The sequence below is a fragment of the Streptomyces mirabilis genome (genome assembly GCF_018310535.1).
Classification (GTDB): Bacteria; Actinomycetota; Actinomycetes; order Streptomycetales; family Streptomycetaceae; genus Streptomyces.
Window position 1 is genome coordinate 3,562,190 of sequence record NZ_CP074102.1, and the last position, 22,149, is coordinate 3,584,338.

The window sequence follows — 22,149 nt, forward strand, 5'->3', positions numbered from 1 at the left end:
CCCTCTTCCGGCCTTCACGGCCTTCTCCCCCTACGGCCGCAGCGCGGCGAGCTGCTGCTCGAAGGGGATGACGGTGAACCTGTCGGCCGAGGCGATGGCCCCGTCGAGAGCGCGCGGCGCGATGGCGGCGGCGGTGTCGGTGTCCACGGCCACCGACGCGTCCGCCCTTTCCGCCGCATCTGCCGTGTCCGCCACATCGGCCCTTCGCACAGCCCCGGCCCCAGAGCCCAGGCCTTCCATGAGCCTCCCCAGTTCGCCCGCCGCGCGGTCGATCCGCTCGGCGAGGCCTTCCGCACCCCAGTCCTCCGAGGCCGCGTAGACCGCGGTCGGTACGACCACGGCGCGCAGGTAGGCGAAGAGGGGACGCAGGGCGTGTTCGAGGACGAGGGAGTGCCGGGCTGAGCCGCCGGTCGCGGCGATCAGGACCGGCTTGCCGGTGAGCGCGTCCTGGTCCAGTACGTCGAAGAACGACTTGAACAGGCCGCTGTAGGAGGCGGAGAACACCGGTGTGACCACGATCAGCCCGTCCGCCTCCGTCACCGCCTCCAGGGCCGCGGACAGGGCCCGCCCGGGAAAGCCGCTGGTGAAGTTGTGGGCGATCTCCACGGCCAGGTCTCGCAGTTCGACGACCTGGACGTCGACGGACGTGTACTGGCCGGTGGCGGCGGCCAGCCGGTCGGCCAGCAGCCGGGTCGACGAGGGGACGCTCAGCCCCGCCGAGACGACGACGAGCTTCATGCGACGCTCACCTCCTGAGCCTTGAGCAGGGACTGGTGGGTCGGCGCGTCCGGCACATCCGCCGGGCGCCCCTTGGCGAACTCCTCGCGCAGCACCGGCACGACCTCCTCGCCGAGCAGGTCGAGCTGCTCGAGCACCGTCTTCAGCGGCAGCCCGGCGTGGTCCACCAGGAACAGCTGACGCTGGTAGTCACCGGCGTAGTCGCGGAAGGCCAGGGTCTTCTCGATGACCTCCTGCGGGGAGCCGACGGTCAGCGGGGTCTGGTCGGTGAACTCCTCCAGGGAGGGCCCGTGCCCGTAGACCGGCGCGTTGTCGAAGTACGGCCGGAACTCGCGCACGGCGTCCTGGGAATTCTTCCGCATGAACACCTGCCCGCCGAGACCGACGATCGCCTGCTCGGGCGTGCCGTGCCCGTAGTGCGCGTACCGCTCCCGGTACAGCTCGACCATCTGCTTGGTGTGGTCGGCCGGCCAGAAGATGTTGTTGTGGAAGAAGCCGTCGCCGTAGTACGCGGCCTGCTCGGCTATCTCCGGCGACCGGATCGAGCCGTGCCACACGAACGGCGGTACCCCGTCCAGCGGACGCGGCGTCGAGGTGAACGACTGCAGCGGCGTGCGGAACTTGCCCTCCCACGTCACCACGTCCTCGCGCCACAGCCGGCGCAGCAGCGCGTAGTTCTCCACCGCCAGGTTGATGCCCTGTCGGATGTCCTGACCGAACCAGGGATACACCGGTCCGGTGTTCCCCCGCCCCATCATCAGATCCACCCGCCCGTCGGCCAGGTGCTGCAGCATCGCGAAGTCCTCCGCGATCTTCACGGGGTCGTTGGTGGTGATCAGCGTGGTGGACGTCGACAGGATCAGCCGCTCGGTCCGCGCCGCGACATAGCCGAGCATCGTGGTCGGCGACGACGGTACGAACGGCGGGTTGTGGTGCTCACCCGTCGCGAACACGTCCAGGCCCACCTCCTCCGCCTTCTGCGCGATCGCGACCATGGCCTTGATCCTCTCGGCCTCGGTCGGCGTACGGCCGGTCGTCGGGTCCGGTGTGACATCGCCGACGCTGAAGATCCCGAACTGCATGGTCGCTCACCCTCCAGGTTGTTTACGATTCAACTATACCCTCAAACGATCCACCCCACCTCGCTATTCCGCGCACCATCCACCTCCCGGCCCCTCGCCCCGACCCCGACTGTCAGTGCCCCGTCCTACGATCCCGTCATGGCCGCCCCACGCCGTGACACCCGAGGCATCGTCGACGCCGCGGAGCTCTTCGCGCGCGTCCACTTCCGCCGCCGCGAACCGGCCGAGCCGCTCCGCCCCTACCTGGAGCACTACTGGCTGATCGACTGGGACCTGCCCGAGCCGTACGCCTCCCACGTGGTCCCGCACCCGTCCGTGAACATCGTCTTCCAGAGGTACGCGGGTCAGGACCCCCTCGGCCTCGGCGAGGTGGCCGGCATCGGCCTCGACCTGTTCACACAGAAACTGGAGGGCCGGGGACGGGTGTGCGGGATCCAGTTCCGCCCGGGGGGCTTCCGCCCCTTCGCGCCGGGACGGGCCCTGACGTCACTCACGGGCGAGCGAATCCCACTCCACACGGTGTTTCCCTCGGTGGACGCCGCCACGGTCCCCTCCGTCCTCAACCCCGCCGAGGAGGACGCACGCGTGGCCGCGCTCGACGCGTTCCTCCTGGGTCTCGGTCCGCGCCCGGATCCCCAGGCCGACCTCGCCATGGCCCTGGTGGACCGCATCCGGGGCGACCGCACCATCCGGCACGTCGGCGACTTCGCGCGCGCCGAGGGGATGACCGTAAGGGCCCTGCAACGCCTCTTCGCCGCGTACGTCGGCGTCGGCCCGAAGTGGATCATCCTGCGCTACCGGATCCATGAGGCCCTGTCCCGCGCGGAGGCCGCCGGACCGGTCGACTGGGCCGCCCTCGCCGCCGACCTCGGCTACGCCGACCAGGCCCACCTCGTCCGCGACTTCACAGCGACGGTAGGAGTACCCCCCACCACCTACGCAACCACCACCCACTGACCCGACTCCGGCTGCGGGCGGGCGGGCGGGCGGGCGGGCGGGCGGGCGGGGGATGATCGCGCAGTTCCCGCGCCCCAAGGCGGAGCTTCGCCCCGCACACCCCGCCCGCTCCACTCGCTTGGCCGCCGGCGGTGGGGGCCGATCGCGCAGTTCCCCGCGTCCCCAAAGGCCTTCAGGGCCGTTTGGCGTTTGAGGACGAGGCCGTCAGGCCGATGGGGCGCCGGAGCGCAGCCCCGCGATCGGCCCCCACCGGCCCGCAGCCGACGAACCCACCCGGGGGTCTGGGGGCACAGCCCCCAGGAACGGGATGGGACGGGTAGGGGCGGCGGGGGCGAAACCCTCTTGCGTGGGAGCCGCTCTCTGCGGGAGATTTATCTGCGTGACGCAGATACTGCATAGCGCAAACGAAAACACGCCCTCCAGGACCCGCTGGGCCATCCTCGGAGTGGTCCTCGCCGCCGACGTCCTGGACCTCCTCGACGGCACCCTCACCACCATCGCCGCCCCCACCATCACCAAGGACCTCGGCGGCGGAGCCGACCTCATCCAGTGGCTCGGCGCCTCCTACGCCCTCTCCCTCGGCGTACTCCTCGTCCTCGGCGGCCGACTCGGCGACAAGTACGGCCACCGCCGCCTCTTCCTCACCGGCCTCACCGGCTTCACCACCGCCTCGATCGCCTGCGGCCTCGCCCCCACCCCCACCACCCTCGTCATCGCCCGCCTGACCCAGGGTGCCTCCGCCGCCCTCGTCGTCCCGCAGGGCTTCGGCATCCTCGGCGCCACCTGGCCCAGAGACCAGATCGGCAAGGCCTACAGCCTCTTCGGCCCCGTCATGGGCCTCTCGGCCGTCGCCGGCCCCATCCTCGGCGGGTTCCTCATCGACACCGACCTCGCCGGCCTCGGCTGGCGCTCGATGTATCTCATCAACCTCGTCCTCGGCACCGCCGCCCTCCTCGCCGCCGCCCGCCTCCTCCCCCACGACCCCGGCGACCGCGCGATCACCGTCGACATCCCCGGCGCAACCCTCCTCGCCGCCACGATGCTCGCCCTGCTCTCCGCCCTCATCCAGGGCGCGGCCCACGGCTGGACCCCCACCGGCACCGCGCTCACCGCCGTCGGCCTGACCCTCTTCGCCGCCTTCTGCCACCGCCAGCGCACCGCGACGAACCCCCTGATCCAGCCCTCACTCCTCCACAACCGGGGCTTCACCTCGGGACTCGTCCTCGGCGTCGTCTTCTTCGCCGCGGTCGCGGGCCTCCTCTACGTCGTGTCCCTCTTCCTCCAACAGGGCCTCGGCCGCTCCCCCACGGGCGCCGCGCTCGGCCTGATCCCCCTGTCCGCCGGAATCGTCGTCGCCTCGATCGCCTGCTACCGGCTCATCGACAGGCTGGGACGCCGTCTGGTCCTCCTCGGCCTGGTGATCACCCTCGCGGGGACCGGCCTTCTGCTCGCCCTCGTGGCGACTTCCGGTACGGACACCGGAGGCTGGGCCCTGGTCCCGCCCCTGCTGGTCGTCGGCCTCGGCATGGGCACGTGCTTCGGTTCGCTCTACGACGTGACCGTCGGCGACATCGCTCCCGCCGAGGCGGGCAGCGCCGGCGGCTCGCTCGGCGCGGTCCAGCAGCTCGCGAACGCACTCGGGGCCGCCGCCGTCACCAGCGTCTACTTCAGGACCGGCGGCGGTGAGGCCCACGCCACCGCCGTGAGCCTCACCGTGGTCGCCGCGGTCACCCTCCTGTGCGTCCCCCTCGTACGCCTACTGCCGCTCAAGGCACAGGAAGACCGGCACTGAGAACCCACCACAACCCACGAGAACTCCCAGGAACTCCCGGGCACCCCGCGGACTCAAGGGATCAGGACCAGCCGCCCCCGCAGCCCGCCCTCGGCCAGCCGCGCGTGCGCCTTCCCCGCCTCCTCCAGCCCGTACGTGTCGGCGACCCGGGTCGTGAGCACCCCCTCGTCGACGAGCGCCACCAGCTCCGCGAGACGCGCCCCGTCGGCGCTCACCTCCACCGAGTCCGTCCGCACCCCCCGTACGGATGCCGGATGCGCCCCCGGGATGACACCCACGAACACCCCTCCGTCCCGCACCCACTCCAACGCCGCCGCGCCGAGAATCGCCGCGTCCAGCACCCCGTCCACGCCGCCCGGCGCGAAATGGGCCGCCCCCAGCGACCGTACGAGCTCCTCGTCGCTCTCGCGGGCCACCGCCGTCACCACGAGACCCCGGTGGGCGGCGAGTTGGACGGCGTATCCGCCGACCGCCCCCGCCGCACCCGTCACCGCCAGGCTCTGCCCGGGCTCCAGGGCCAGCAGGTCCAGGGCCTGGGCGGCGGTCAGGGCGTTGAGGGGCAGGGTGGCCGCGTGGACGGGGTCCGCCGAGCCCGGCGCCCCGGCCACCGCATCCGCGTCCACGACCACGTAGTCGGCGTGCGTGCCAAGGGACTTGACCGGGCCGTACGACAGCGCCACCACCTCGTCGCCGACCCTCCACCCCGCGTCCGCGCCCGCCGCGTCCACCGTCCCGGCGACGTCCCAGCCCAGTCCGAGCCGCCGCCCCGCGCCCCCGAAGCCGCCCGCGCGCACCCCGGCGTCGACCGGATTGAGCGCGGCGGCCGCGACCTTGATCCGTATCTGCCGGGCCCCCGGCTCCGGGGGCGCGGGAGCGTTACGACGACGACGGCGACGGCAACGCCTCGTCAGAAGGCTCCGGACGGTCCTCGTCGGACTCCTGAAGGTCCCCGTCCCGCAGGCGGGCGATCTGCTCCGCGCTCAGGTCCACCGTGCGGCGCATGTGCCCGATGATCAGGGCGAGTTCGTCGTCCGCCAGCTCGTCGAAGAGCGCGTACCAGCCGCCGCCCAGCCGGTCCCACACCCGCCCGAACTCGGCGACCTTCTCCGGCACGGTCGCCACCAGCACCCGTCGCCGGTCGACGGCGTCCCGCTGCCGTACGACATAGCCCGCCTTCTCCAGCCGGTCCACCAGCCGCGTCGCCGAACCGGTCGTCAGACCGGTCAGCTCCGCGATCCGGCCGGTCGTCACCGGTCCGCCCTCCAGGCTGAGCAGGTTCACGCACTGCATGTCCGTGGGGTGCAGCTTCAGACGGTCGGCGAGGGCCTGGTTGAAGAGCGCGTACGAGGCCATGTAGCGGCGCGAGACGGTGGACAGCTCGTCGAGCAGCCGCGCACGCGCGTTCCCGGACATGGCACGCCCCTTCGTCTGCCCCTACTGCCTGTTTCTGCCGCTTCACCCGCGTCAGACAAAGATCGTACGTGCAACCAGCGAAACCACCTGGGGGACCGGACAGATCCTGGAGTACGGGGAACCGGACAGGTCCTAGAACACGTACGAGTCGCCGGTGTCCAGCGCCAGCACCCGCTGCTGGTCGTTGCCGTGATTGCGGTCGACCGCACCGCCGCCCCACACCGTGTCGATCTCCAGCGTCACCTCCGACGGCTCCCCCAGCAGCCGTACCTTCAGCCGGATCGGGTCCCCCGGCCAGTCCGCCGCAAGCGGCCCCGTACGGCACACCACCACCCGTTCGCCCGAACGCGCGCAGTCGCCCGGCAGCCTCTGCACATCCGCGAGCGGGGCCGACCAGCGCAGCCGGACCGTCGCGTCCTCGACGGCGCTCGGGCCGTGGTTCTGCGGAGTCAGCCGCACGTCGACGAGCCCCGCCGCCATGGCCACCGAGCCGTGATAGGCGAGATCGGCCTCGGGAGCGAGGGCGCCGACGGACGACGCCCCACCCAGCGTCAGGGCCGCCCCCACACCCACCACACCCACGCCCCGCACCCACGCACCGATCCCCGTCCCCCATCGCACCCGCATCTCCATCATCCGCATGACGTCGCTTCCTTCGCTCGGGCCCCGCACACACTCACGCTCACGTGATCACCCGATGTATGCCACCCCTGACCGTCGACAGGCGCCGTCCATCAGGTGACGGAAGCGGCGCATGCGGCCCGTGCGAGAGTGACGGCATGCTGATCGTCCGCTCCGTCGCCCTCTTCGTCATCGCCGCGCTCTTCGAGATCGGCGGCGCCTGGCTGGTCTGGCAGGGCGTGCGCGAACACCGCGGCTGGCTGTGGATCGGCGCGGGCGTCATGGCGCTCGGCGTCTACGGCTTCGTGGCGACACTCCAGCCGGACGCCGAGTTCGGCCGCATCCTCGCCGCGTACGGCGGGATCTTCGTTGCCGGCTCCATCGCCTGGGGCATGGTCGCGGACGGCTACCGCCCCGACCGCTGGGACGTGACCGGCGCCCTCATCTGCCTCGCCGGAATGGCCGTGATCATGTACGCGCCGCGCGGCGGCAACTGAGCCCACGGCCCCGCGGGCGCCGACCGCCTGCCTATCCTGACGAGGACAGACACGTACGTCCGTGGCCACGCACCCCCCGTGTGCGCGCACGCCGTACGCCTCAAACGTCCTAGGAGCAGCCCATGACGTCCGCCGTGCCCTCCGCCTCCTCCCGCATCGCCGTCGTCACCGGCGCGAGCAGCGGCATCGGCGCGGCGACGGCCCGGCAGCTCGCCGCGGCCGGCTACCGCGTCGTACTGACCGCCCGGCGCAAGGACCGCATCGAGGCGCTGGCCGAGGAGATCAACGCGACGGGCCACCAGGCGACCGCGTACGCGCTGGACGTCACGGACCGCGCGGCGGTCGACGAGTTCGCCGGCGCCTTCAAGACGATCGGTGTCCTGGTCAACAACGCGGGCGGCGCGCTGGGCGCCGACCCGGTCGCGACCGGCGACCCGGCCGAGTGGCGCCAGATGTACGAGACGAACGTCATCGGCACCCTGAACATCACCCAGGCCCTGCTCCCGGCTCTCACCGCGAGCGGCGACGGCACGGTCGTCGTGCTGTCGTCGACGGCGGGGCACGGCACGTACGAGGGCGGCGCCGGCTATGTCGCCGCCAAGCACGCCGAACACGTCCTCGCCGAGACCCTCCGCCTGGAGATCGTCGGAACGCCGGTCCGGGTCATCGAGATCGCGCCCGGCATGGTCAAGACGGACGAGTTCGCGCTGACCCGCTTCGGCGGCGACACGGAGAAGGCGGCCAAGGTCTACGCGGGCGTGGCCGAGCCGCTGACCGCCGACGACGTCGCCGACACCATCACCTGGGCCGTCACCCGCCCCAGCCACGTCAACATCGACCTCCTCGTCGTACGACCCCGCGCCCAGGCGTCGAACACCAAGGTCCACCGGGAACTGTGATGCCGGACGGGATGCAGGACGAGGCGTCGGGCGAGATCTCGGGCGAAGCGCCGGTCGCATCCTCCGTGGAGCGCCGCCACCTGGCCGCGGAGAAGAAGAACCAGCGCTACGTCTGGTGGTACCTCGCGTACTTCCTCTTCGGCATCCACATCGTGGCCTTCGTCATGATCTACGCGGTGACCCACGCGAAGTGATCGAGGCAGCCGTACGTCCGCCGTACGCTGCCGCGTTGTGAACGGACACGATGTGAACAGACACATACCCTTCGCCCGCCTGCACAACTTCCGCGACCTGGGCGGATACACCACCGCGGACGGCCGTACGGTCCGCCGGTCCCGCCTGTACCGCGCGGACTCGCTCGGCAAACTGACCCCCGGGACGCAGGACTGGGATCTCTTCCTCTCCCTCGGCATCCGCACGGTCGTGGACCTCCGCTACCCGTGGGAGATCGACGCGAAGGGCCGCGTCCCCGAGCACCCCTCCCTCGCGTACCACAACCAGAGCATCGAGCACCGCCCGTACGACCAGGCGGCACTGCCCCCTTCCGTCGCCCCCGGCCCCTACCTGGCGGCCCGCTACGCGGAGGTCGCCGAGGACGGCACCAAGGAAATCCGCGAGACGCTGCGCCTCGTCGCACAGGCCGCCGAGTCGGACACACCCCTCGTCTTCCACTGCGCCTCGGGCAAGGACCGCACGGGCCTGGTGGCGGCCCTGGTCCTGTCCCTCCTGGGCGTCCCCGAGCAGACGATCACCGACGACTTCACCCTCACGGAACGTGCCACGCCGCTCCTGGTGGCGGACTGGCGCGCCAACAACCCCGACCGCGAACTGATGTGGCCGGCCTACGGCACGGCACCCGTCGAGATCATGACCAGGTTTCTGTCGGACCTGAGGTCCCGCTACGGCTCCGTCCAGTCCTACGTCACACAGAACCTGGGCCTGGACACCACCTTCACCGCGGCCCTCCGCGCGACCCTCCTCGAACCGGCCTCTCCTGACTCCTCGAAACCAGGAGCGAACTCAACCAACTCGGCCTGCCCTACGGCCGCAAGTCCACCCGACTGAGCGACTCACGTTGGGGCGCCGCGCACCGCTGTGCGTCGCGCCCCAACGCTGTAGCTAGCCCTTCACGCAGACAAGCTGCTTCAGCTTCGCCACGACCTCCACGAGGTCGCTCTGCTGCTCGATGACCTGCTCGATCGGCTTGTACGCACCCGGGATCTCGTCCACGACGCCGGAGTCCTTACGGCACTCGACGCCCTGCGTCTGCTCCTCCAGGTCCCGCGTCGAGAAGCGGCGCTTCGCCGCGTTGCGGCTCATGCGCCGACCCGCGCCGTGCGACGCCGAGTTGAAGGCCTTCTCGTTGCCGAGTCCCTTCACGATGTACGAACCCGTGCCCATCGAGCCCGGAATGATTCCGTACTCGCCGGAGCCCGCGCGGATCGCGCCCTTGCGGGTGACCAGCAGGTCCATTCCGTCGTACCGCTCTTCGGCGACGTAGTTGTGATGCGCGCTGATCTCCTGCTCGAAGGTCGGCTTCGCCTTCTTGAACTCCTTGCGGACCACGTCCTTCAGGAGCGCCATCATCAGGGTGCGGTTGTGCTTCGCGTACTCCTGCGCCCAGAACAGGTCGTTGCGGTACGCGGCCATCTGCGGGGTGTCCGCGACGAAGACCGCGAGGTCACGGTCGACCAGCCCCTGGTTGTGCGGGAGCCTCTGGGCGACGCCGATGTGGTACTCGGCCAGTTCCTTGCCGATGTTGCGCGAACCGGAGTGCAGCATCAGCCAGACGGAACCGGTCGTATCTGTGCAGATTTCGATGAAATGATTGCCCGATCCGAGCGTACCCATCTGCTTGGTCGCACGCTCCTCACGGAACTTGACCGCCTCCGCAACCCCGTCGAACCGCCTCCAGAAGTCGTCCCACCCGCTGGTCGCCAGCCCATGGAAGCCGCCCGGCTCGACCGGGGAGTCGTGCATCCCCCGTCCCACCGGAATCGCCTCCTCGATCTTCGACCGGAGCCGCGAAAGATCCCCCGGCAGATCATTGGCCGTGAGCGACGTCCTGACCGCGGACATCCCGCACCCGATGTCGACCCCCACCGCCGCCGGACACACCGCGTCGCGCATGGCGATGACCGACCCGACCGTCGCGCCCTTGCCGTAGTGGACGTCCGGCATGACGGCGAGCCCCTTGATCCACGGGAGCGTGGCCACGTTCTGGAGCTGGCGCAGGGCCACGTCCTCGACCGACGCCGGGTCCGTCCACATGCGGATGGGCACCTTGGCGCCCGGTATCTCTACGTACGACATAACATCCTCATTCCCCCGACAAACGACAAAAGTCATAGAACGCAAAACCTGCGCCAAGGTCGACGTATGGGACAACGGACCGGCGTCCACGGCTGTGCGTGCGATACACATTGTCTGCAGGGGCCGCCCCCGCGCGGCAACCGAATAACCACAGGACAGCACCACAGAGCTCCCGGCCACAGGCCCTGGGAGCCGTCGAGAGGAGCCCGACCGTGCAGCGGAAGGCGTACGTCCCCGGCATCGCCGCGCTCCTCGCGGCCCTGCTGGCCGGCTGCACCGGAGGTTCGGCAAAGAACGGCGCGGCGGCCGACCCCAAGCCGGGCGACATCAGCGCGAACACCCCGGCCGCCCAGCCGGGCAAGTACCGCACGCTCCCGGAGGCCTGCGCCGCGGTGAGTCACGACAGCCTCGACTCCCTGCTGCCCGGCATCAAGCAGATCACCGACCAGGACCAGCGCGACAAGGCGTACGAGGGCCAGGCCACCCTCACCTACGACACCGACCGCCGCGTCGGCTGCGGCTGGAAGGTGGACTCCACGGACGCCACCGACCATCTCAACGTCGACTTCGAGCGCGTGGTCTCCTACGACAACGCGGTGAGCGACGACTCCCGCGCCCAGGACATCTACGCGACCGAGGAGACCGCGGCGAACCTCCCCGAGCCCTCCGCTTCGGCCACGCCGTCCGACACCGGTTCCGCCAGCGCCACCCCCTCGGCAACCCCCTCCGCGCCCGCCCCCTCCGCGCCCGCCTCCTCGGCCACCTCCTCCGCCTCCGCCTCCGCCTCGACCTCCGCCGGCGCGAGCGAGACCCCCGCCGACCTCCAGCCCCGCAAGCTCAGCGGCCTCGGCGACGAGGCGTTCCTCAACGACAAACTCAACTCCGCGTCTTCGACGGCTCAGCAGCGCACCGTGACTGTGGTGTTCCGCACGTCCAACGTGATCGTGAGGATCGAGTACGCCGAGCAGCCGACCGCTTCCACCGGCACCCCGGACAGCAAAGAAATGCAGGACAAGGCCCGGAATCTGGCGCAGAAGCTCGTCGACCGGTTCAACGGCTAGCGGGTCCGCCGGGGCGCGGGGGCACCCCACGCGAACCCCTCGAACAGGAAACGCATCGCCGCCTCACCGCGTACCGTGGCCCCTCGGACCCGACCGGTCGCACCTGCCATGTGCGGTCGCACCACGAGCGCCACGAGTGAAGGAACCATGCACCGACCAGCACAGCGAGTAGGCCGAGCCCCGCGACTCACCCGCATCCTTGTCAGCGCAGCCGCCGTCCCGGTGGTACTCACCGCCGCCGGTTGTTCCTCGGACTCCGGCTCCGGCTCGGGATCGGGCTCGAGCGCCGACAACGCCGCCCAGAAGGGGACCGCCGCGACCTCGTCCGCGTCCCCGAGCACCTCCGCGGACGCCGTCAAGCCGGCCGCGTACGCGACACTACCGGCCCCTTGCTCGGTGTTCTCGAAGAACACACTGGGCGAACTCGTCCCGAAGGGCGTGAAGTCCGCCAAGTCGGGCAAGTCGGACGACGCGAAGGACCGCAGCAGCTGCTCCTGGAACAGCCTCGACAACAAGGGCGTCAAGGGTTCCCAGTTCCGCTGGCTGAACGTCTCCCTGCTGCGTTTCGACTCGGACGCGACCCGCGGCGAGGGCAACCAGCTCGCGCAGACCTACTACGACAAGCAGGTCAAGGACGCGCAGACGGTGACCGGCGCGACGGGCGCCCGGTCGGAGCCGGTCTCCGGGATCGGGGACGCGTCGACGGCGGTGCGCTACGGCCTGAAGAAGAAGGAAGGCTCCTTCAAGCAGCAGACGGTCGTGACGCGCGTCGAGAACGTCGTCATCACGCTCGACTACAACGGCGCCGGTCTCGCCGGCGACAAGGCCCCCAGCGCGGACGACCTGACGAAGGCCGCGGAGAAGGCCGCCAAGGAGGCGGTGGCCGCGGTGGCCTCCGCGAACCAGGACGGCAGCCGGGCGACCACCGCCCCGTCGCAGTCGGCCTCCCCCTCCAAGTCGGCGAGCCCGTCAAAGTCGGCTTCCCCGTCGGCGTCGGCCAGCTCCAAGCCCTCGGCGTCGGCCACCAAGAAGAACTGACATTCGAGAAGTACTGACATTCAACGGGCTTCGGCGCGCAAATCGCCTGCCCAGCAGGGTATTTGACGGAGCCCGGTCGCCTCGCGGGCCGGGCTCCTGCCATACCGGCCACCCGTGCGCCGTACACATGTGCCACCCTGTTGCGCGCAACAACACGCAAGGAGAGGGGAGTACAGGTGGCCGCGCCAATCCAGCTCACACGAATGCACCGGATTCTCATCGGTGTGGTCGTCGCCGGTGCGCTCGTCATCGCGGGTATCGGCTTCGCCGGTTCGTACGCGGCCGTACGCGAGCTGGCCCTCAAGAAGGGCTTCGGGAACTTCGCGTACGTCTTCCCGATCGGCATCGACGCGGGTATCTGCGTCCTGCTCGCCCTGGACCTCCTGCTGACCTGGATCCGCATCCCCTTCCCGCTGCTGCGCCAGACGGCGTGGCTGCTGACGGTCGCGACGATCGCCTTCAACGGCGCGGCGGCCTGGCCGGACCCGCTGGGCGTCGGCATGCACGCCGTCATCCCGGTCCTGTTCGTGGTCTCCGTCGAGGCGGCCCGGCACGCGATCGGCCGGATCGCGGACATCACCGCCGACAAGCATATGGAGGGCGTCCGCCTCACCCGCTGGATGCTCTCGCCGATCCCCACCTTCCTCCTGTGGCGCCGGATGAAGCTGTGGGAGCTGCGCTCCTACGAGCAGGTCATCAAGCTGGAGCAGGACCGCCTCGTCTACCAGGCCCGCCTTCACTCCCGCTTCGGCCGCGCCTGGCGCCGCAAGGCCCCGGTGGAGTCGCTGATGCCGCTGCGCCTGGCCCGCTACGGCGTCCCGCTCGCCGAGACCGCCCCCTCCGGCCTCGCTGCCGCTGGCATCGAACCGGCCCTCCTGCCCCCGGCGCCGCAGTTGGCGGTGGCGCGCGAGCCGGAACCGACGTCACCCGTCGTACAGAGCAACGCGGCGCCTGTCCGGGAACAGCTTCCCGCCGCTGAGGCGAACGAGCCCCCCGAGCAGCAGGAGGACTACGCCGAGCCGCAGAGTCAGTGGCTTCAGGCGCGGAACCCCCAGTCCGTCGCGTATCAGGGCGGCTACGACCCGACGTACGACCCGGATGTCGCGTACCGGCAGTGGTACGAGGAGCAGCAGCAGGCCGAGCAGTTCGAGGAGCAGCAGCGGTTCCGGGCTCGGCAGGAGTTCGAGGAACAGCAGCGGTTCGAGCAGCAGACGTTCCCGCAGCAGCCGTACCAGGAGCAGCCTGCCCCCGCCCCGGAACCCTCTCCGGAGGACACCGGCACCTTCCCGATCCCGTCCGGCCCGGGCCGTACCCGCGAGCTGGGTGCGGGCGGCGGCTCGGAGCCGACCGAGGAGGACTACTACCTGGTCTTCAAGAAGTCGATAGACGGCAGCTATCCGACCTCGGGCCAGTTCAGGGGCGACGTGGAGGCGACGTACGGCACCACGATCCCGCAGCGCGAGGCCGACCGCATGGTCAACCGCTTCACCAACCGCCACACGGCGGAACTCCAGGAAGACCACATCGCGTAGGCACGTCAGCGCGTACGAGGATGGGGGCGCCCGGTGATCACCGGGCGCCCCCATCCTCGTACAGCCGAAGGCCTTACGCGGCGAGCAGCTTGCGCACCCGGTCCTGGCCGACCGCGAGCAGCAGCGTGGGCAGACGCGGGCCGGTGTCACGCCCGACCAGCAGGTGGTACAGCAGCGCGAAGAACGTGCGCTGGGCGACCTTGATCTCCGGCGGGAGCTCCTTGGCGGTGGCGTCGGCGGGGAAGCCGGCCTGGACCTTGGGGACGCCGTAGACGAGGTGGGTGAGGCCGTCCAGGGACCAGTTCTGCTCCAGCCCGTCGAGGAGCAGCCGCAGCGACTCGCGGCCCGGGTCGTCGAGTGACTTGAGCAGTTCGACGTCGGGCTCGTCGCGCACGACGGTGCGCTCCTCGGCCGGCACCTGGGTGTTGATCCAGGTCTCGGCCTTGTCGAGCCGGGGCCGGACCTCGTCCAGGGAGGCGAGCGGGTTCTCGGGGTCGAGCTCGCTCAGGATCCGCAGGGTCTGGTCCTCGGCGCCGGCCGTGATGTCGGCGACGGAGGCGAGGGTGCGGTACGGCATCGGACGGGGGGTCCTGGGCAGCTCCCCGGAGGCTGTGCCGACCGCGCGCGCGTACGCGGCGGCGTCGGCCGGGAGGACCGAGCCGTCGGTGACCTTGCCCGCGAGCTTGTCCCACTCGTCGTACAGCCGCTGGATCTCCTGGTCGAAGGCGATCTTGAACGACTGGTTGGGACGGCGGCGGGCGTACAGCCAGCGCAGCAGCTGCGGTTCCATGATCTGGAGCGCGTCGGCCGGGGTGGGCACCCCGCCCTTGCTGCTGGACATCTTGGCCATGCCGGAGATGCCGACGAACGCGTACATGGGCCCGATCGGCTGCTTGCCGCCGAAGATGCCCACGATCTGGCCGCCCACCTGGAAGGAGGACCCCGGAGAGGAGTGGTCCACCCCGCTCGGCTCGAAGATGACGCCCTCGTAGGCCCAGCGCATGGGCCAGTCGACCTTCCAGACCAGCTTGCCGCGGTTGAACTCGCTCAGCCGGACGGTCTCGGAGAAGCCGCAGGCGGAACAGGTGTACGCCAGCTCGGTGGTCTCGTCGTCGTACGAGGTGACGGTGGTGAGGTCCTTCTCGCACTGCCCGCAGTAGGGCTTGTACGGGTAGTACCCGGCGACCGAGCTGCCGTCGTCCTCGGCGGCGGCGCCGGAGCCTTCGGCGGCTTCGAGCTCGGCCTCGTCGACCGGCTTCTGGCCCTGCTGCTTCTTCGCGGGGCCCTTCTTGGTCCGGTACTGGTCGAGGATCGCGTCGATGTCACCACGGTGCTTCATCGCGAACAGCACCTGGTCGCGGTAGACACCGGAGGTGTACTGCTCGGTCTGGCTGATCCCGTCGTACTCGACGCCGAGCTCGGCCAGCGCCTCGACCATCGCGGCCTTGAAGTGCTCGGCCCAGTTCGGGTACTCCGAGCCCTTGGGGGCGGGGACGGAGGTCAGCGGCTTGCCGATGTGCTCGGCCCAGGACTCGTCGATGCCGGGGACGCCGGCCGGGACCTTGCGGTAGCGGTCGTAGTCGTCCCAGGAGAGCAGGTGTCGCACGGTGTACCCGCGGCGGCGGATCTCGTCGGCGACCAGGTGCGGGGTCATGACCTCGCGGAGGTTGCCGAGGTGGATCGGGCCGGAGGGGGAGAGCCCGGACGCGACGACCACAGGTTTGCCCGGGGCCCGACGCTCCGATTCCTCGATGACCTCATCCGCGAAACGGGAGACCCAGTCGGTGGTCTCGGTGCTCTGAGCCACGATCGGCACGTCCTTCTTTCTCATACGCCAGTACGGCTGACCGCACCATTCTCCCAGCTCGGGCCTGAACCGCGAAAACGGCTTTTCACCGCATGGGATACTGGCTTTCCTGTACTCAGAAACTCCCGGAACCCGAGCAGAACGGCAGCCACTCCATGGCCTCGGTCACGTCCCTCACCGCCTCCGTCCACCAGCGCCTCGCGGACGCCCTCTCGGCAGCCCTGCCGGAGGCCGGTTCCGCGGACCCGCTGCTGCGACGAAGCGACCGGGCCGACTTCCAGGCCAACGGGATCCTGGCCCTCGCGAAGAAGGCGAAGGCGAACCCGAGAGAGCTGGCGACGCAGGTCGTGGCGCGGGTCGAGTCGGGTGACGTGATCAAGGACATCGAGGTCTCCGGGCCCGGCTTCCTGAACATCACGATCACCGACAAGGCCATCACCGAGAACCTGGCGGCGCGGTACGAGGACGGCGAGCGCCTCGGCGTGCCGCTCGCCGAGAACCCGGGCACCACGGTCATCGACTACGCGCAGCCGAACGTGGCGAAGGAGATGCACGTCGGTCACCTGCGTTCGGCGGTCATCGGCGACGCGGTGGTCCAGATCCTGGAGTTCACCGGCGAGAGCGTGGTCAGGCGCCATCACATCGGCGACTGGGGCACCCAGTTCGGCATGCTCATCCAGTACCTGATCGAGCACCCGCACGAGCTGGACCACAAGGGCGCGGCGGAGGTCTCCGGCGAGGAGGCCATGTCGAACCTGAACCGGCTCTACAAGGCGGCGCGCACGCTCTTCGACTCCGACGAGGAGTTCAAGACGCGGGCGCGGCGCCGGGTGGTCGACCTCCAGGCGGGCGAGCCCGAGACCCTCGCCATGTGGCAGAAGTTCGTGGACGAGTCGAAGATCTACTTCTACTCGGTCTTCGACAAGCTGGACATGGAGATCCGGGACCCGGACGTGGTCGGCGAGTCGGGCTACAACGACATGCTGGACGAGACCTGCCGCCTCCTGGAGGAGTCGGGCGTGGCGGTCCGCTCCGACGGCGCGCTCTGTGTGTTCTTCGACGACGTGAAGGGCCCGGACGGCAACCCGGTCCCGCTGATCGTGAAGAAGTCGGACGGTGGCTACGGCTACGCGGCGACCGACCTCTCGGCGATCAGGGACCGTGTCTTCAACCTCAAGGCGAACACCCTCGTCTACGTGGTCGACGCCCGTCAGTCCCTGCACTTCAAGATGGTCTTCGAGACCGCGCGCAGGGCGGGCTGGCTGAGCGACGACGTGCATGCGCAGCAGCTGGCCTTCGGCACGGTGCTGGGCAAGGACGGCAAGCCGTTCAAGACGCGTGAGGGCGAGACGGTCCGGCTGGTGGATCTCCTGGACGAGGCGATCGAGCGGGCCACGGCGGTCGTGCGGGAGAAGGACACCCTGGGGCAGCTGTCGGAGGAGGAGATCTCCGAGCGCGGCACGCAGGTGGGCATCGGCGCGGTCAAGTACGCCGACCTGTCGACCTCGGCGAACCGCGACTACAAGTTCGACCTGGACCAGATGGTGTCGCTCAACGGCGACACGTCCGTGTACCTCCAGTACGCGTACGCCCGTATCCAGTCGATCCTGCGCAAGGCGGGCGAGGTCCGCCCGGCCGCCCACCCGGAGCTGGAACTGGCCCCGGCCGAGCGCGAGTTGGGCCTGCACCTGGACCGCTTCGCGGAGACGATCACGGAGGTCGCCGACGAGTACGCCCCGCACAAGCTGGCGGCGTACCTGTACCAGCTGGCGTCCCTGTACACGACCTTCTACTCGGAGTGCCCGGTCCTGAAGGCGGACACCCCGGCCCAGGTCGAGAACCGCCTGTTCCTGTGCGACCTCACGGCGCGCACCCTGCACCAGGGCATGGCCCTGCTGGGCATCAGGACGCCCGAGCGCCTCTGATCTCGCCGATCCCGTAGTACCTGATCCCGCAGGCCGCTGAAGCCGCCTGCGGGATCAGGCGCTTCCGCACCCGAAAGCGCGTACGCACGACCACCCGCGCGGGTACCTCTGCCCGCTCGGGACTGTTACTCACTTTCGGGTGACAGCGGAGGTCGCGGACGGGTGGCGCGGCATGGCGAAGAAGTGGCGCAGGCCAGTACCGATGCGGCCACACCCCCCTAAGAGTCGTCAACCCGACACACCTTCACAAAACGTGCGCACTACATGCGACTATCACGACAATGTCGTTGATCGGCAACGCCCTCCGATTCCGGGACGTAGCGGAGCACTTCAGTCGGCAAGCTATGCGGTGTCCGGCCAGCAGGCCGGGTGCACGAACAGCGGGCCGCCGGCACGATCCTGTCGCCGCGACCCGCCAGTACCCCAAGGGGGCACCCATGACCGCTTCGCAGACCTTCACGGCCCGTCGCCTGGCCGCCGCCGCTCTGTCCGCCGCCGCGCTGGTGGGAGCAGCCGCCCTGCCGGCGTCGGCCAACGGAGCCGGGCCGCGCGGTCCGCAGGTGGAGATCAGCAAGGTCCAGTACGACGCCCCGGGACACGGCTCCAGGTCCAACCGCTCGCTGAACGAGGAGTGGGTGCAGATCACCAACAGCGGGCGCGAAAGCGTGAACCTGGACGACTGGACGCTGGCCAACCGTCAGGGCCGCGTCTACACGTTCCACCACCTGCGCCTGGACGGCCACTCCACCGTCCGCGTCCACACCGGTGTCGGGCGTGACACCTACCGCGACGTCTACCAGGACCGCCGCAACTTCGTCTGGGACGACCGCAAGGACACCGCCACGCTCCGCAACGACCACCGTCGTGTGGTCGACACCATCTCCTGGGACGCCAGGCACCACGGTGACGACGGTCGCGGCCACGGCGACGACCACGGCCGCGGCCCGGGCCACGGCCACCGCTGACCCCTGGCGGGTCGAGACCGGCGTACGGACTGCGCCACCCTCGACCCGCGCCTGACCCTCTTCGCGCGGCGTGCCACGAACCACCTGTGGCACGCCGCGTTCGTGTGTCCCGGCGCTCCAGGACCTCGTGGGCGGACCCCCGGGTCCGCTGTCAGTGGCGGGCCCTAAAGTCACCGGCATGGCGACACTTCCGAACCCGCTGCCCTCGCTGGCGGCAGATCCGAGCGGGCGCGCGCTCGGCCTCGAACTCCCGCCCGGGAAACTGATCGACACGACGGATGACGGCCCCTGGCACGAGCCGTTGCTGTGGCACACCGAGGCACCAGCCGCCCCCGGAGACTGGGCCACGCTGGGTTCCGCCCCGCGCACGGCCGGCCTGCTCCCCCTCCTCATAGACGTCGGCGGCGGCCAGGGCGGCCCGGAGGAATGGGAGTTGATGCCCGAGGAGATGTCGTATCCGGGGGATCACGACGCCGACGAGGTACTGGCGGGGTACTGGGAGGAGTACGCGGAGGACGAGCTCGAGCTCGACGCCGACGTGGACTACCCCGGCAAGGAAGCGGTCACCGAACTCTTCGGTGAGGCCGAGGAGTTCGCCGAGACGATCGCGCCGCACGGCGTGCAGTGGCCCGGCCTGGCACCGGCCGCCGCGCCCGAGGCGGACGCGGACGACCGAGCCACCGAGGTCGCCGACTCCCTCGCGGGCGGCGGCTCCTGGCTGAAGGAGCCGCGCCTCGCCCTGGTCCCGGCGCGCCGCAGCGCGGACATCCCGGCGGCGATCGGCTGGTCCGGTCCGGTGAACTACGAGGGCGACGTGGCCCGCCTCTGCGCGGTCCTGCGCTCCTGGGAGGACCGCTTCGGCGTACGGGTCGTGGCCCTCACCTTCGACCAGCTGGTCCTGTCGGTGGCGGCCCCGCCCACGACACCGGCCGAGGCCGAGGCGGTGGCCGCCGAGCACTTCGCCTTCTGCCCGGACAACATCACGCAGGGCGAGAGCGAGACGCTGCGCGCGTACGCGGCGGACGAGGTGCTCGGCAAGCGGGTGTGGTCCTTCTGGTGGGACTGACCGGCTCCCCTGCCTACCGAAGCCCCTTCGCCAGCCGCCGCAGCCCCTCACCGATCTCGTCCGGGGTCTGGGTGACGAAGCAGAGCCGCAGCGTCGCGAGGTCGGGCTCCCCGGCGTAGAAGGGCGCGCCCGGCACGTACGCCACTCCCTGCTCCACCACTCCCCGGAGCAGGGCCGTGGTGTCGTACGACTCGGGCAGCCGCGCCCAGAGGAACATGCCGCCCTCGGGCCGGGTCCACGTGGACCCGGCCGGAAGGGCGTCGGCGATACCCGCCAGCATGGCGTCGCGCCGCTCGCGGTAGACGCCCGCGACCCGTGCCACATGGGCGTCGAGGTCCCGGTCGGCGAGATAACGCGCGGCGGCGAGCTGGTTGACGGTCGGGGTGTGCAGATCGGCGGCCTGCTTGGCGACGGCGCACGCCCGCAGCAGCGCGGCGGGGGCCCGCAGCCAGCCGAGCCTGAGGCCGGGCGCCATGACCTTGGAGAAGGAACCGAGCAGCACGGTCCGGTCCTGGGCACCGTCGTACGAGGCGATCCACGGCACCCGCCCGCCCTCGAAACGGAGCTCACCGTACGGGTCGTCCTCGACGATCCACACCCCGCACCGGGCGGCGACGGACGCGACGGCGGCCCGGCGCTCACCCGCCATGGTCCGGCCGGTCGGATTCTGAAAGGTCGGCACGGTGTAGAGCAGCTTGGGCCGCTCGCGAGTGACAAGCTCCTCAAGCGCGTCCGGATCGATCCCGTCCCCATCCACCGGCACCGCGACCACCCGCGCCCCGGCGAACGCGAACGCCTGGAGTGCCGCCAGATAACAGGGACTTTCGACGAGCACGGTGTCGCCGGGCTCGACCAGGACGGTGGCGAGCAGCGAGAGCGCCTGCTGCGACCCGGTGGTGACCAGTACGTCGTCCGCGTCCGTCGGCAGCCCTCGTGCGGTGGTCCGCTCCGCGAGGGCTGCCCGCAGCACGGGCTCGCCCTCGGTGGTCGAGTACTGCAGCGCCCGCTCGGGCTCGTGGGCGAACACGTCACGGAACGCGGCGGCGATCCCCTCCGCGTCGAACAGCTCCGGAGCCGGCAGCCCGCCCGCGAAGTTGATCACCTCCGGCCGCGCGGTGACCGCGAGGATCTCCCGTACCGGCGACCCACCGATCGCGGTGGCCCGCGTGGCGAGCGGCGGCACGGCTTGAGCGATCTCGAGACCGGTCACAGGACGACTCCTTCTCCTACGGCTCCCACAACCCCTGACGCGCCACCCTAGAAAGAAACCTGCGCCCTACACCGACCAATTCCGCGATACGGACACGAAGAACTTCCCTCGTCCTCAAACGCCGGACGGGCTGAAGGCCTTCAGGGGCGCGGGGAACTGCGCGACCAGCCCCCACCGGCCCGCAGGCGGCGAACGCACCCGGGGGTCTGGGGGCGGAGCCCCCGGGTAGGGAGGGGACGGGTAGGGGCCGCGGGGGCGGGAGTCAGGGCTTGACGCCCGTCACCCCGTACACATTGATGTCCGCGTCCGTCACGTCATTGATGTCGCGATAGCGGATCTTCTCGATGTCGTCGAGGCCGGCAAAGTACGCGGGATCCACTTTTTCGGCCAGCGGAGCCGCACCGTCCGGCCGCCAGCGGTGCACAGGCACGACACCCGGCTCCTCCACCTCGAGCCCGTTCTCCGTGAAGAACCGCTCCACCTCGGCCCTGGACCGCAGCACGAACGTGAACCCCCGCTCGGTGAACGTCCGCTGAACCGCCCGAATGTTCTCCGCGTTGAGATCCTCGGTGAGATGGCTGAGCACGAGCCGGCTGCCCGAAGGCAACGCCTCCACCAGCTCACGCACGATCGGATAGGCCTGCTCGTCCTCGATGAAGTGCAGGATCGCCACCAGCACGAGCGCGATCGGCTGCTCGAAGTCGAGGGTCTTCGCGGCCCCTTCGAGGATCCGCGCGGGCTCCTCGAGGTCCGCGTCGATGTAGTCCGTCTGTCCCTCGGGCCCACTGGTGAGCAACGCACGCGCGTGAGCGAGCACAACGGGGTCGTTGTCGACGTACACGACCCGCGACTCCGGAGTGATCCGCTGCGCGATCTGGTGGACGTTCTCCTGGGTCGGCAACCCGGTACCTATGTCCAGGAACTGGCGGATACCCGATTCCTGGGTCAGCGTGGTGACCGCCCTGCGCAGGAAGTCCCGGTTGTGCCGGACGTCGAGGTACCCGCGCGGATTGGCCACGATCGCGGCGGCGGCCGCGGACCGGTCGACCGGGTAGTTGTCCTTGCCCCCGAGGAAGACGTCGTAGACGCGCGCCGGGTGCGCCTTGGTGGTGTCGATCCTCCTTCTCAGCTCGGCGGGGTCCTGGCTGAGAGCATCACCGGGCATAAAGCCTCTCCCTGGAGAGTCGCGTCATTCGATGGGCAACAACGTAACTCCTAGGGGGACTTGATAGT

The 22,149-nt window shown here is 70.3% G+C and carries 21 protein-coding genes; 12 read left to right on the plus strand and 9 right to left on the minus strand.

The window, feature by feature from the left end:
• Window positions 1-30: 30 nt before the first annotated feature.
• Window positions 31-738, minus strand: a complete 708-nt coding sequence (locus SMIR_RS15645) for an FMN reductase (protein WP_168494360.1) — start codon at window positions 736-738, stop codon at window positions 31-33.
• Window positions 735-1,820, minus strand: coding sequence for an LLM class flavin-dependent oxidoreductase (locus SMIR_RS15650; protein ID WP_168494358.1), 1,086 nt, complete (start codon window positions 1,818-1,820; stop codon window positions 735-737). The genes SMIR_RS15645 and SMIR_RS15650 overlap by 4 nt, the downstream gene beginning before the upstream one ends.
• Before the next feature lie 138 nt (window positions 1,821-1,958).
• Between SMIR_RS15650 and SMIR_RS15655 the strand changes: the two genes are divergently transcribed.
• Both SMIR_RS15655 and SMIR_RS15660 read left to right on the plus strand, forming a co-directional pair.
• On the plus strand, window positions 1,959-2,777 hold the full coding sequence (locus tag SMIR_RS15655) for a helix-turn-helix domain-containing protein (RefSeq protein ID WP_168494356.1): 819 nt from the start codon (window positions 1,959-1,961) through the stop codon (window positions 2,775-2,777).
• Between the two features lie 379 nt (window positions 2,778-3,156).
• Entirely contained in the window at window positions 3,157-4,569 is a 1,413-nt protein-coding gene (locus tag SMIR_RS15660; RefSeq protein WP_212727136.1) for an MFS transporter, read from the plus strand.
• Between the two features lie 53 nt (window positions 4,570-4,622).
• On the opposite strand, the gene SMIR_RS15665 is transcribed toward SMIR_RS15660, so the two are convergent.
• From SMIR_RS15665 to SMIR_RS15675, 3 genes are all read right to left on the minus strand, one after another.
• Window positions 4,623-5,480 (minus strand): zinc-binding dehydrogenase, encoded by an 858-nt coding sequence (locus SMIR_RS15665; RefSeq protein WP_168501218.1) that lies wholly within the window; start codon window positions 5,478-5,480, stop codon window positions 4,623-4,625.
• Window positions 5,446-5,982, minus strand: coding sequence for a MarR family winged helix-turn-helix transcriptional regulator (locus tag SMIR_RS15670; RefSeq protein WP_168494352.1), 537 nt, complete (start codon window positions 5,980-5,982; stop codon window positions 5,446-5,448). Before SMIR_RS15670 ends, SMIR_RS15665 begins: the two co-directional genes overlap by 35 nt.
• Window positions 5,983-6,114: 132 nt before the next feature.
• Complete coding sequence (locus tag SMIR_RS15675; protein WP_422664518.1) at window positions 6,115-6,618, minus strand: hypothetical protein; 504 nt, start codon at window positions 6,616-6,618, stop codon at window positions 6,115-6,117.
• Between the two features lie 143 nt (window positions 6,619-6,761).
• Between SMIR_RS15675 and SMIR_RS15680 the strand changes: the two genes are divergently transcribed.
• The 4 genes from SMIR_RS15680 to SMIR_RS15695 all read left to right on the plus strand — a co-directional run bounded on the left by SMIR_RS15680 (window position 6,762) and on the right by SMIR_RS15695 (window position 9,064).
• Complete coding sequence (locus tag SMIR_RS15680; protein ID WP_168494350.1) at window positions 6,762-7,100, plus strand: YnfA family protein; 339 nt, start codon at window positions 6,762-6,764, stop codon at window positions 7,098-7,100.
• A gap of 122 nt (window positions 7,101-7,222) precedes the next feature.
• Window positions 7,223-7,999, plus strand: coding sequence for an SDR family NAD(P)-dependent oxidoreductase (locus SMIR_RS15685; protein WP_143608893.1), 777 nt, complete (start codon window positions 7,223-7,225; stop codon window positions 7,997-7,999).
• 11 nt (window positions 8,000-8,010) lie between these two features.
• A complete protein-coding gene (locus SMIR_RS15690) occupies window positions 8,011-8,193 on the plus strand; it encodes a hypothetical protein (protein ID WP_168501216.1) in 183 nt (60 codons plus the stop codon).
• A 52-nt stretch (window positions 8,194-8,245) separates the two neighbouring features.
• Window positions 8,246-9,064, plus strand: a complete 819-nt coding sequence (locus SMIR_RS15695) for a tyrosine-protein phosphatase (RefSeq protein WP_168494347.1) — start codon at window positions 8,246-8,248, stop codon at window positions 9,062-9,064.
• A 54-nt stretch (window positions 9,065-9,118) separates the two neighbouring features.
• Here SMIR_RS15695 and SMIR_RS15700 read toward each other — a convergent pair whose 3' ends face one another.
• Window positions 9,119-10,312: an RtcB family protein gene (locus tag SMIR_RS15700; RefSeq protein WP_168494345.1), complete on the minus strand. Its 1,194-nt coding sequence runs from the start codon at window positions 10,310-10,312 to the stop codon at window positions 9,119-9,121.
• A gap of 212 nt (window positions 10,313-10,524) precedes the next feature.
• Here SMIR_RS15700 and SMIR_RS15705 point away from each other — a divergent pair, with 212 nt between their 5' ends.
• From SMIR_RS15705 to SMIR_RS15715, 3 genes are all read left to right on the plus strand, one after another.
• A complete protein-coding gene (locus SMIR_RS15705) occupies window positions 10,525-11,373 on the plus strand; it encodes a DUF3558 domain-containing protein (protein WP_212727137.1) in 849 nt (282 codons plus the stop codon).
• A gap of 147 nt (window positions 11,374-11,520) precedes the next feature.
• Window positions 11,521-12,411, plus strand: a complete 891-nt coding sequence (locus SMIR_RS15710) for a DUF3558 domain-containing protein (protein ID WP_168494341.1) — start codon at window positions 11,521-11,523, stop codon at window positions 12,409-12,411.
• A 203-nt stretch (window positions 12,412-12,614) separates the two neighbouring features.
• The gene (locus SMIR_RS15715) at window positions 12,615-13,943 is read left to right on the plus strand and encodes a DUF2637 domain-containing protein (RefSeq protein WP_212728366.1); all 1,329 of its coding nucleotides are present in this window, start codon (window positions 12,615-12,617) and stop codon (window positions 13,941-13,943) included.
• Between the two features lie 73 nt (window positions 13,944-14,016).
• Here the strand turns inward: SMIR_RS15715 and lysS are convergent, their stop codons facing one another.
• On the minus strand, window positions 14,017-15,759 hold the full coding sequence (lysS, locus tag SMIR_RS15720) for a lysine--tRNA ligase (protein WP_168494339.1): 1,743 nt from the start codon (window positions 15,757-15,759) through the stop codon (window positions 14,017-14,019).
• A gap of 146 nt (window positions 15,760-15,905) precedes the next feature.
• Between lysS and argS the strand changes: the two genes are divergently transcribed.
• From argS to SMIR_RS15735, 3 genes are all read left to right on the plus strand, one after another.
• The gene (gene argS / locus SMIR_RS15725; protein ID WP_168501214.1) at window positions 15,906-17,675 is read left to right on the plus strand and encodes an arginine--tRNA ligase; all 1,770 of its coding nucleotides are present in this window, start codon (window positions 15,906-15,908) and stop codon (window positions 17,673-17,675) included.
• Between the two features lie 437 nt (window positions 17,676-18,112).
• Window positions 18,113-18,640 (plus strand): lamin tail domain-containing protein, encoded by a 528-nt coding sequence (locus SMIR_RS15730; RefSeq protein WP_168494337.1) that lies wholly within the window; start codon window positions 18,113-18,115, stop codon window positions 18,638-18,640.
• A gap of 178 nt (window positions 18,641-18,818) precedes the next feature.
• Window positions 18,819-19,706: a DUF4253 domain-containing protein gene (locus tag SMIR_RS15735; RefSeq protein WP_168494335.1), complete on the plus strand. Its 888-nt coding sequence runs from the start codon at window positions 18,819-18,821 to the stop codon at window positions 19,704-19,706.
• 13 nt (window positions 19,707-19,719) lie between these two features.
• Here SMIR_RS15735 and SMIR_RS15740 read toward each other — a convergent pair whose 3' ends face one another.
• Both SMIR_RS15740 and SMIR_RS15745 read right to left on the minus strand, forming a co-directional pair.
• On the minus strand, window positions 19,720-20,916 hold the full coding sequence (locus SMIR_RS15740) for an aminotransferase-like domain-containing protein (protein WP_168494333.1): 1,197 nt from the start codon (window positions 20,914-20,916) through the stop codon (window positions 19,720-19,722).
• A 262-nt stretch (window positions 20,917-21,178) separates the two neighbouring features.
• Window positions 21,179-22,081, minus strand: coding sequence for an SAM-dependent methyltransferase (locus tag SMIR_RS15745; RefSeq protein WP_168494331.1), 903 nt, complete (start codon window positions 22,079-22,081; stop codon window positions 21,179-21,181).
• Between the last annotated feature and the right edge of the window lie 68 nt (window positions 22,082-22,149).

Excerpts from the sequence above, each read along its gene's own strand:
- SMIR_RS15670 (WP_168494352.1), bottom strand. The coding sequence starts at position 5,982 with ATGTCCGGGAACGCGCGTGCGCGGCTGCTCGACGAGCTGTCCACCGTC.
- SMIR_RS15685 (WP_143608893.1), top strand. The coding sequence starts at position 7,223 with ATGACGTCCGCCGTGCCCTCCGCCTCCTCCCGCATCGCCGTCGTCACC.
- SMIR_RS15690 (WP_168501216.1), top strand. The coding sequence starts at position 8,011 with ATGCAGGACGAGGCGTCGGGCGAGATCTCGGGCGAAGCGCCGGTCGCA.
- SMIR_RS15675 (WP_422664518.1), bottom strand. The coding sequence starts at position 6,618 with ATGATGGAGATGCGGGTGCGATGGGGGACGGGGATCGGTGCGTGGGTG.
- SMIR_RS15745 (WP_168494331.1), bottom strand. The coding sequence starts at position 22,081 with ATGCCCGGTGATGCTCTCAGCCAGGACCCCGCCGAGCTGAGAAGGAGG.
- SMIR_RS15735 (WP_168494335.1), top strand. The coding sequence starts at position 18,819 with ATGGCGACACTTCCGAACCCGCTGCCCTCGCTGGCGGCAGATCCGAGC.
- SMIR_RS15715 (WP_212728366.1), top strand. The coding sequence starts at position 12,615 with ATGCACCGGATTCTCATCGGTGTGGTCGTCGCCGGTGCGCTCGTCATC.
- SMIR_RS15710 (WP_168494341.1), top strand. The coding sequence starts at position 11,521 with ATGCACCGACCAGCACAGCGAGTAGGCCGAGCCCCGCGACTCACCCGC.
- SMIR_RS15680 (WP_168494350.1), top strand. The coding sequence starts at position 6,762 with ATGCTGATCGTCCGCTCCGTCGCCCTCTTCGTCATCGCCGCGCTCTTC.
- SMIR_RS15730 (WP_168494337.1), top strand. The coding sequence starts at position 18,113 with ATGACCGCTTCGCAGACCTTCACGGCCCGTCGCCTGGCCGCCGCCGCT.
- SMIR_RS15650 (WP_168494358.1), bottom strand. The coding sequence starts at position 1,820 with ATGCAGTTCGGGATCTTCAGCGTCGGCGATGTCACACCGGACCCGACG.
- SMIR_RS15700 (WP_168494345.1), bottom strand. The coding sequence starts at position 10,312 with ATGTCGTACGTAGAGATACCGGGCGCCAAGGTGCCCATCCGCATGTGG.
- SMIR_RS15645 (WP_168494360.1), bottom strand. The coding sequence starts at position 738 with ATGAAGCTCGTCGTCGTCTCGGCGGGGCTGAGCGTCCCCTCGTCGACC.
- SMIR_RS15655 (WP_168494356.1), top strand. The coding sequence starts at position 1,959 with ATGGCCGCCCCACGCCGTGACACCCGAGGCATCGTCGACGCCGCGGAG.
- argS (WP_168501214.1), top strand. The coding sequence starts at position 15,906 with ATGGCCTCGGTCACGTCCCTCACCGCCTCCGTCCACCAGCGCCTCGCG.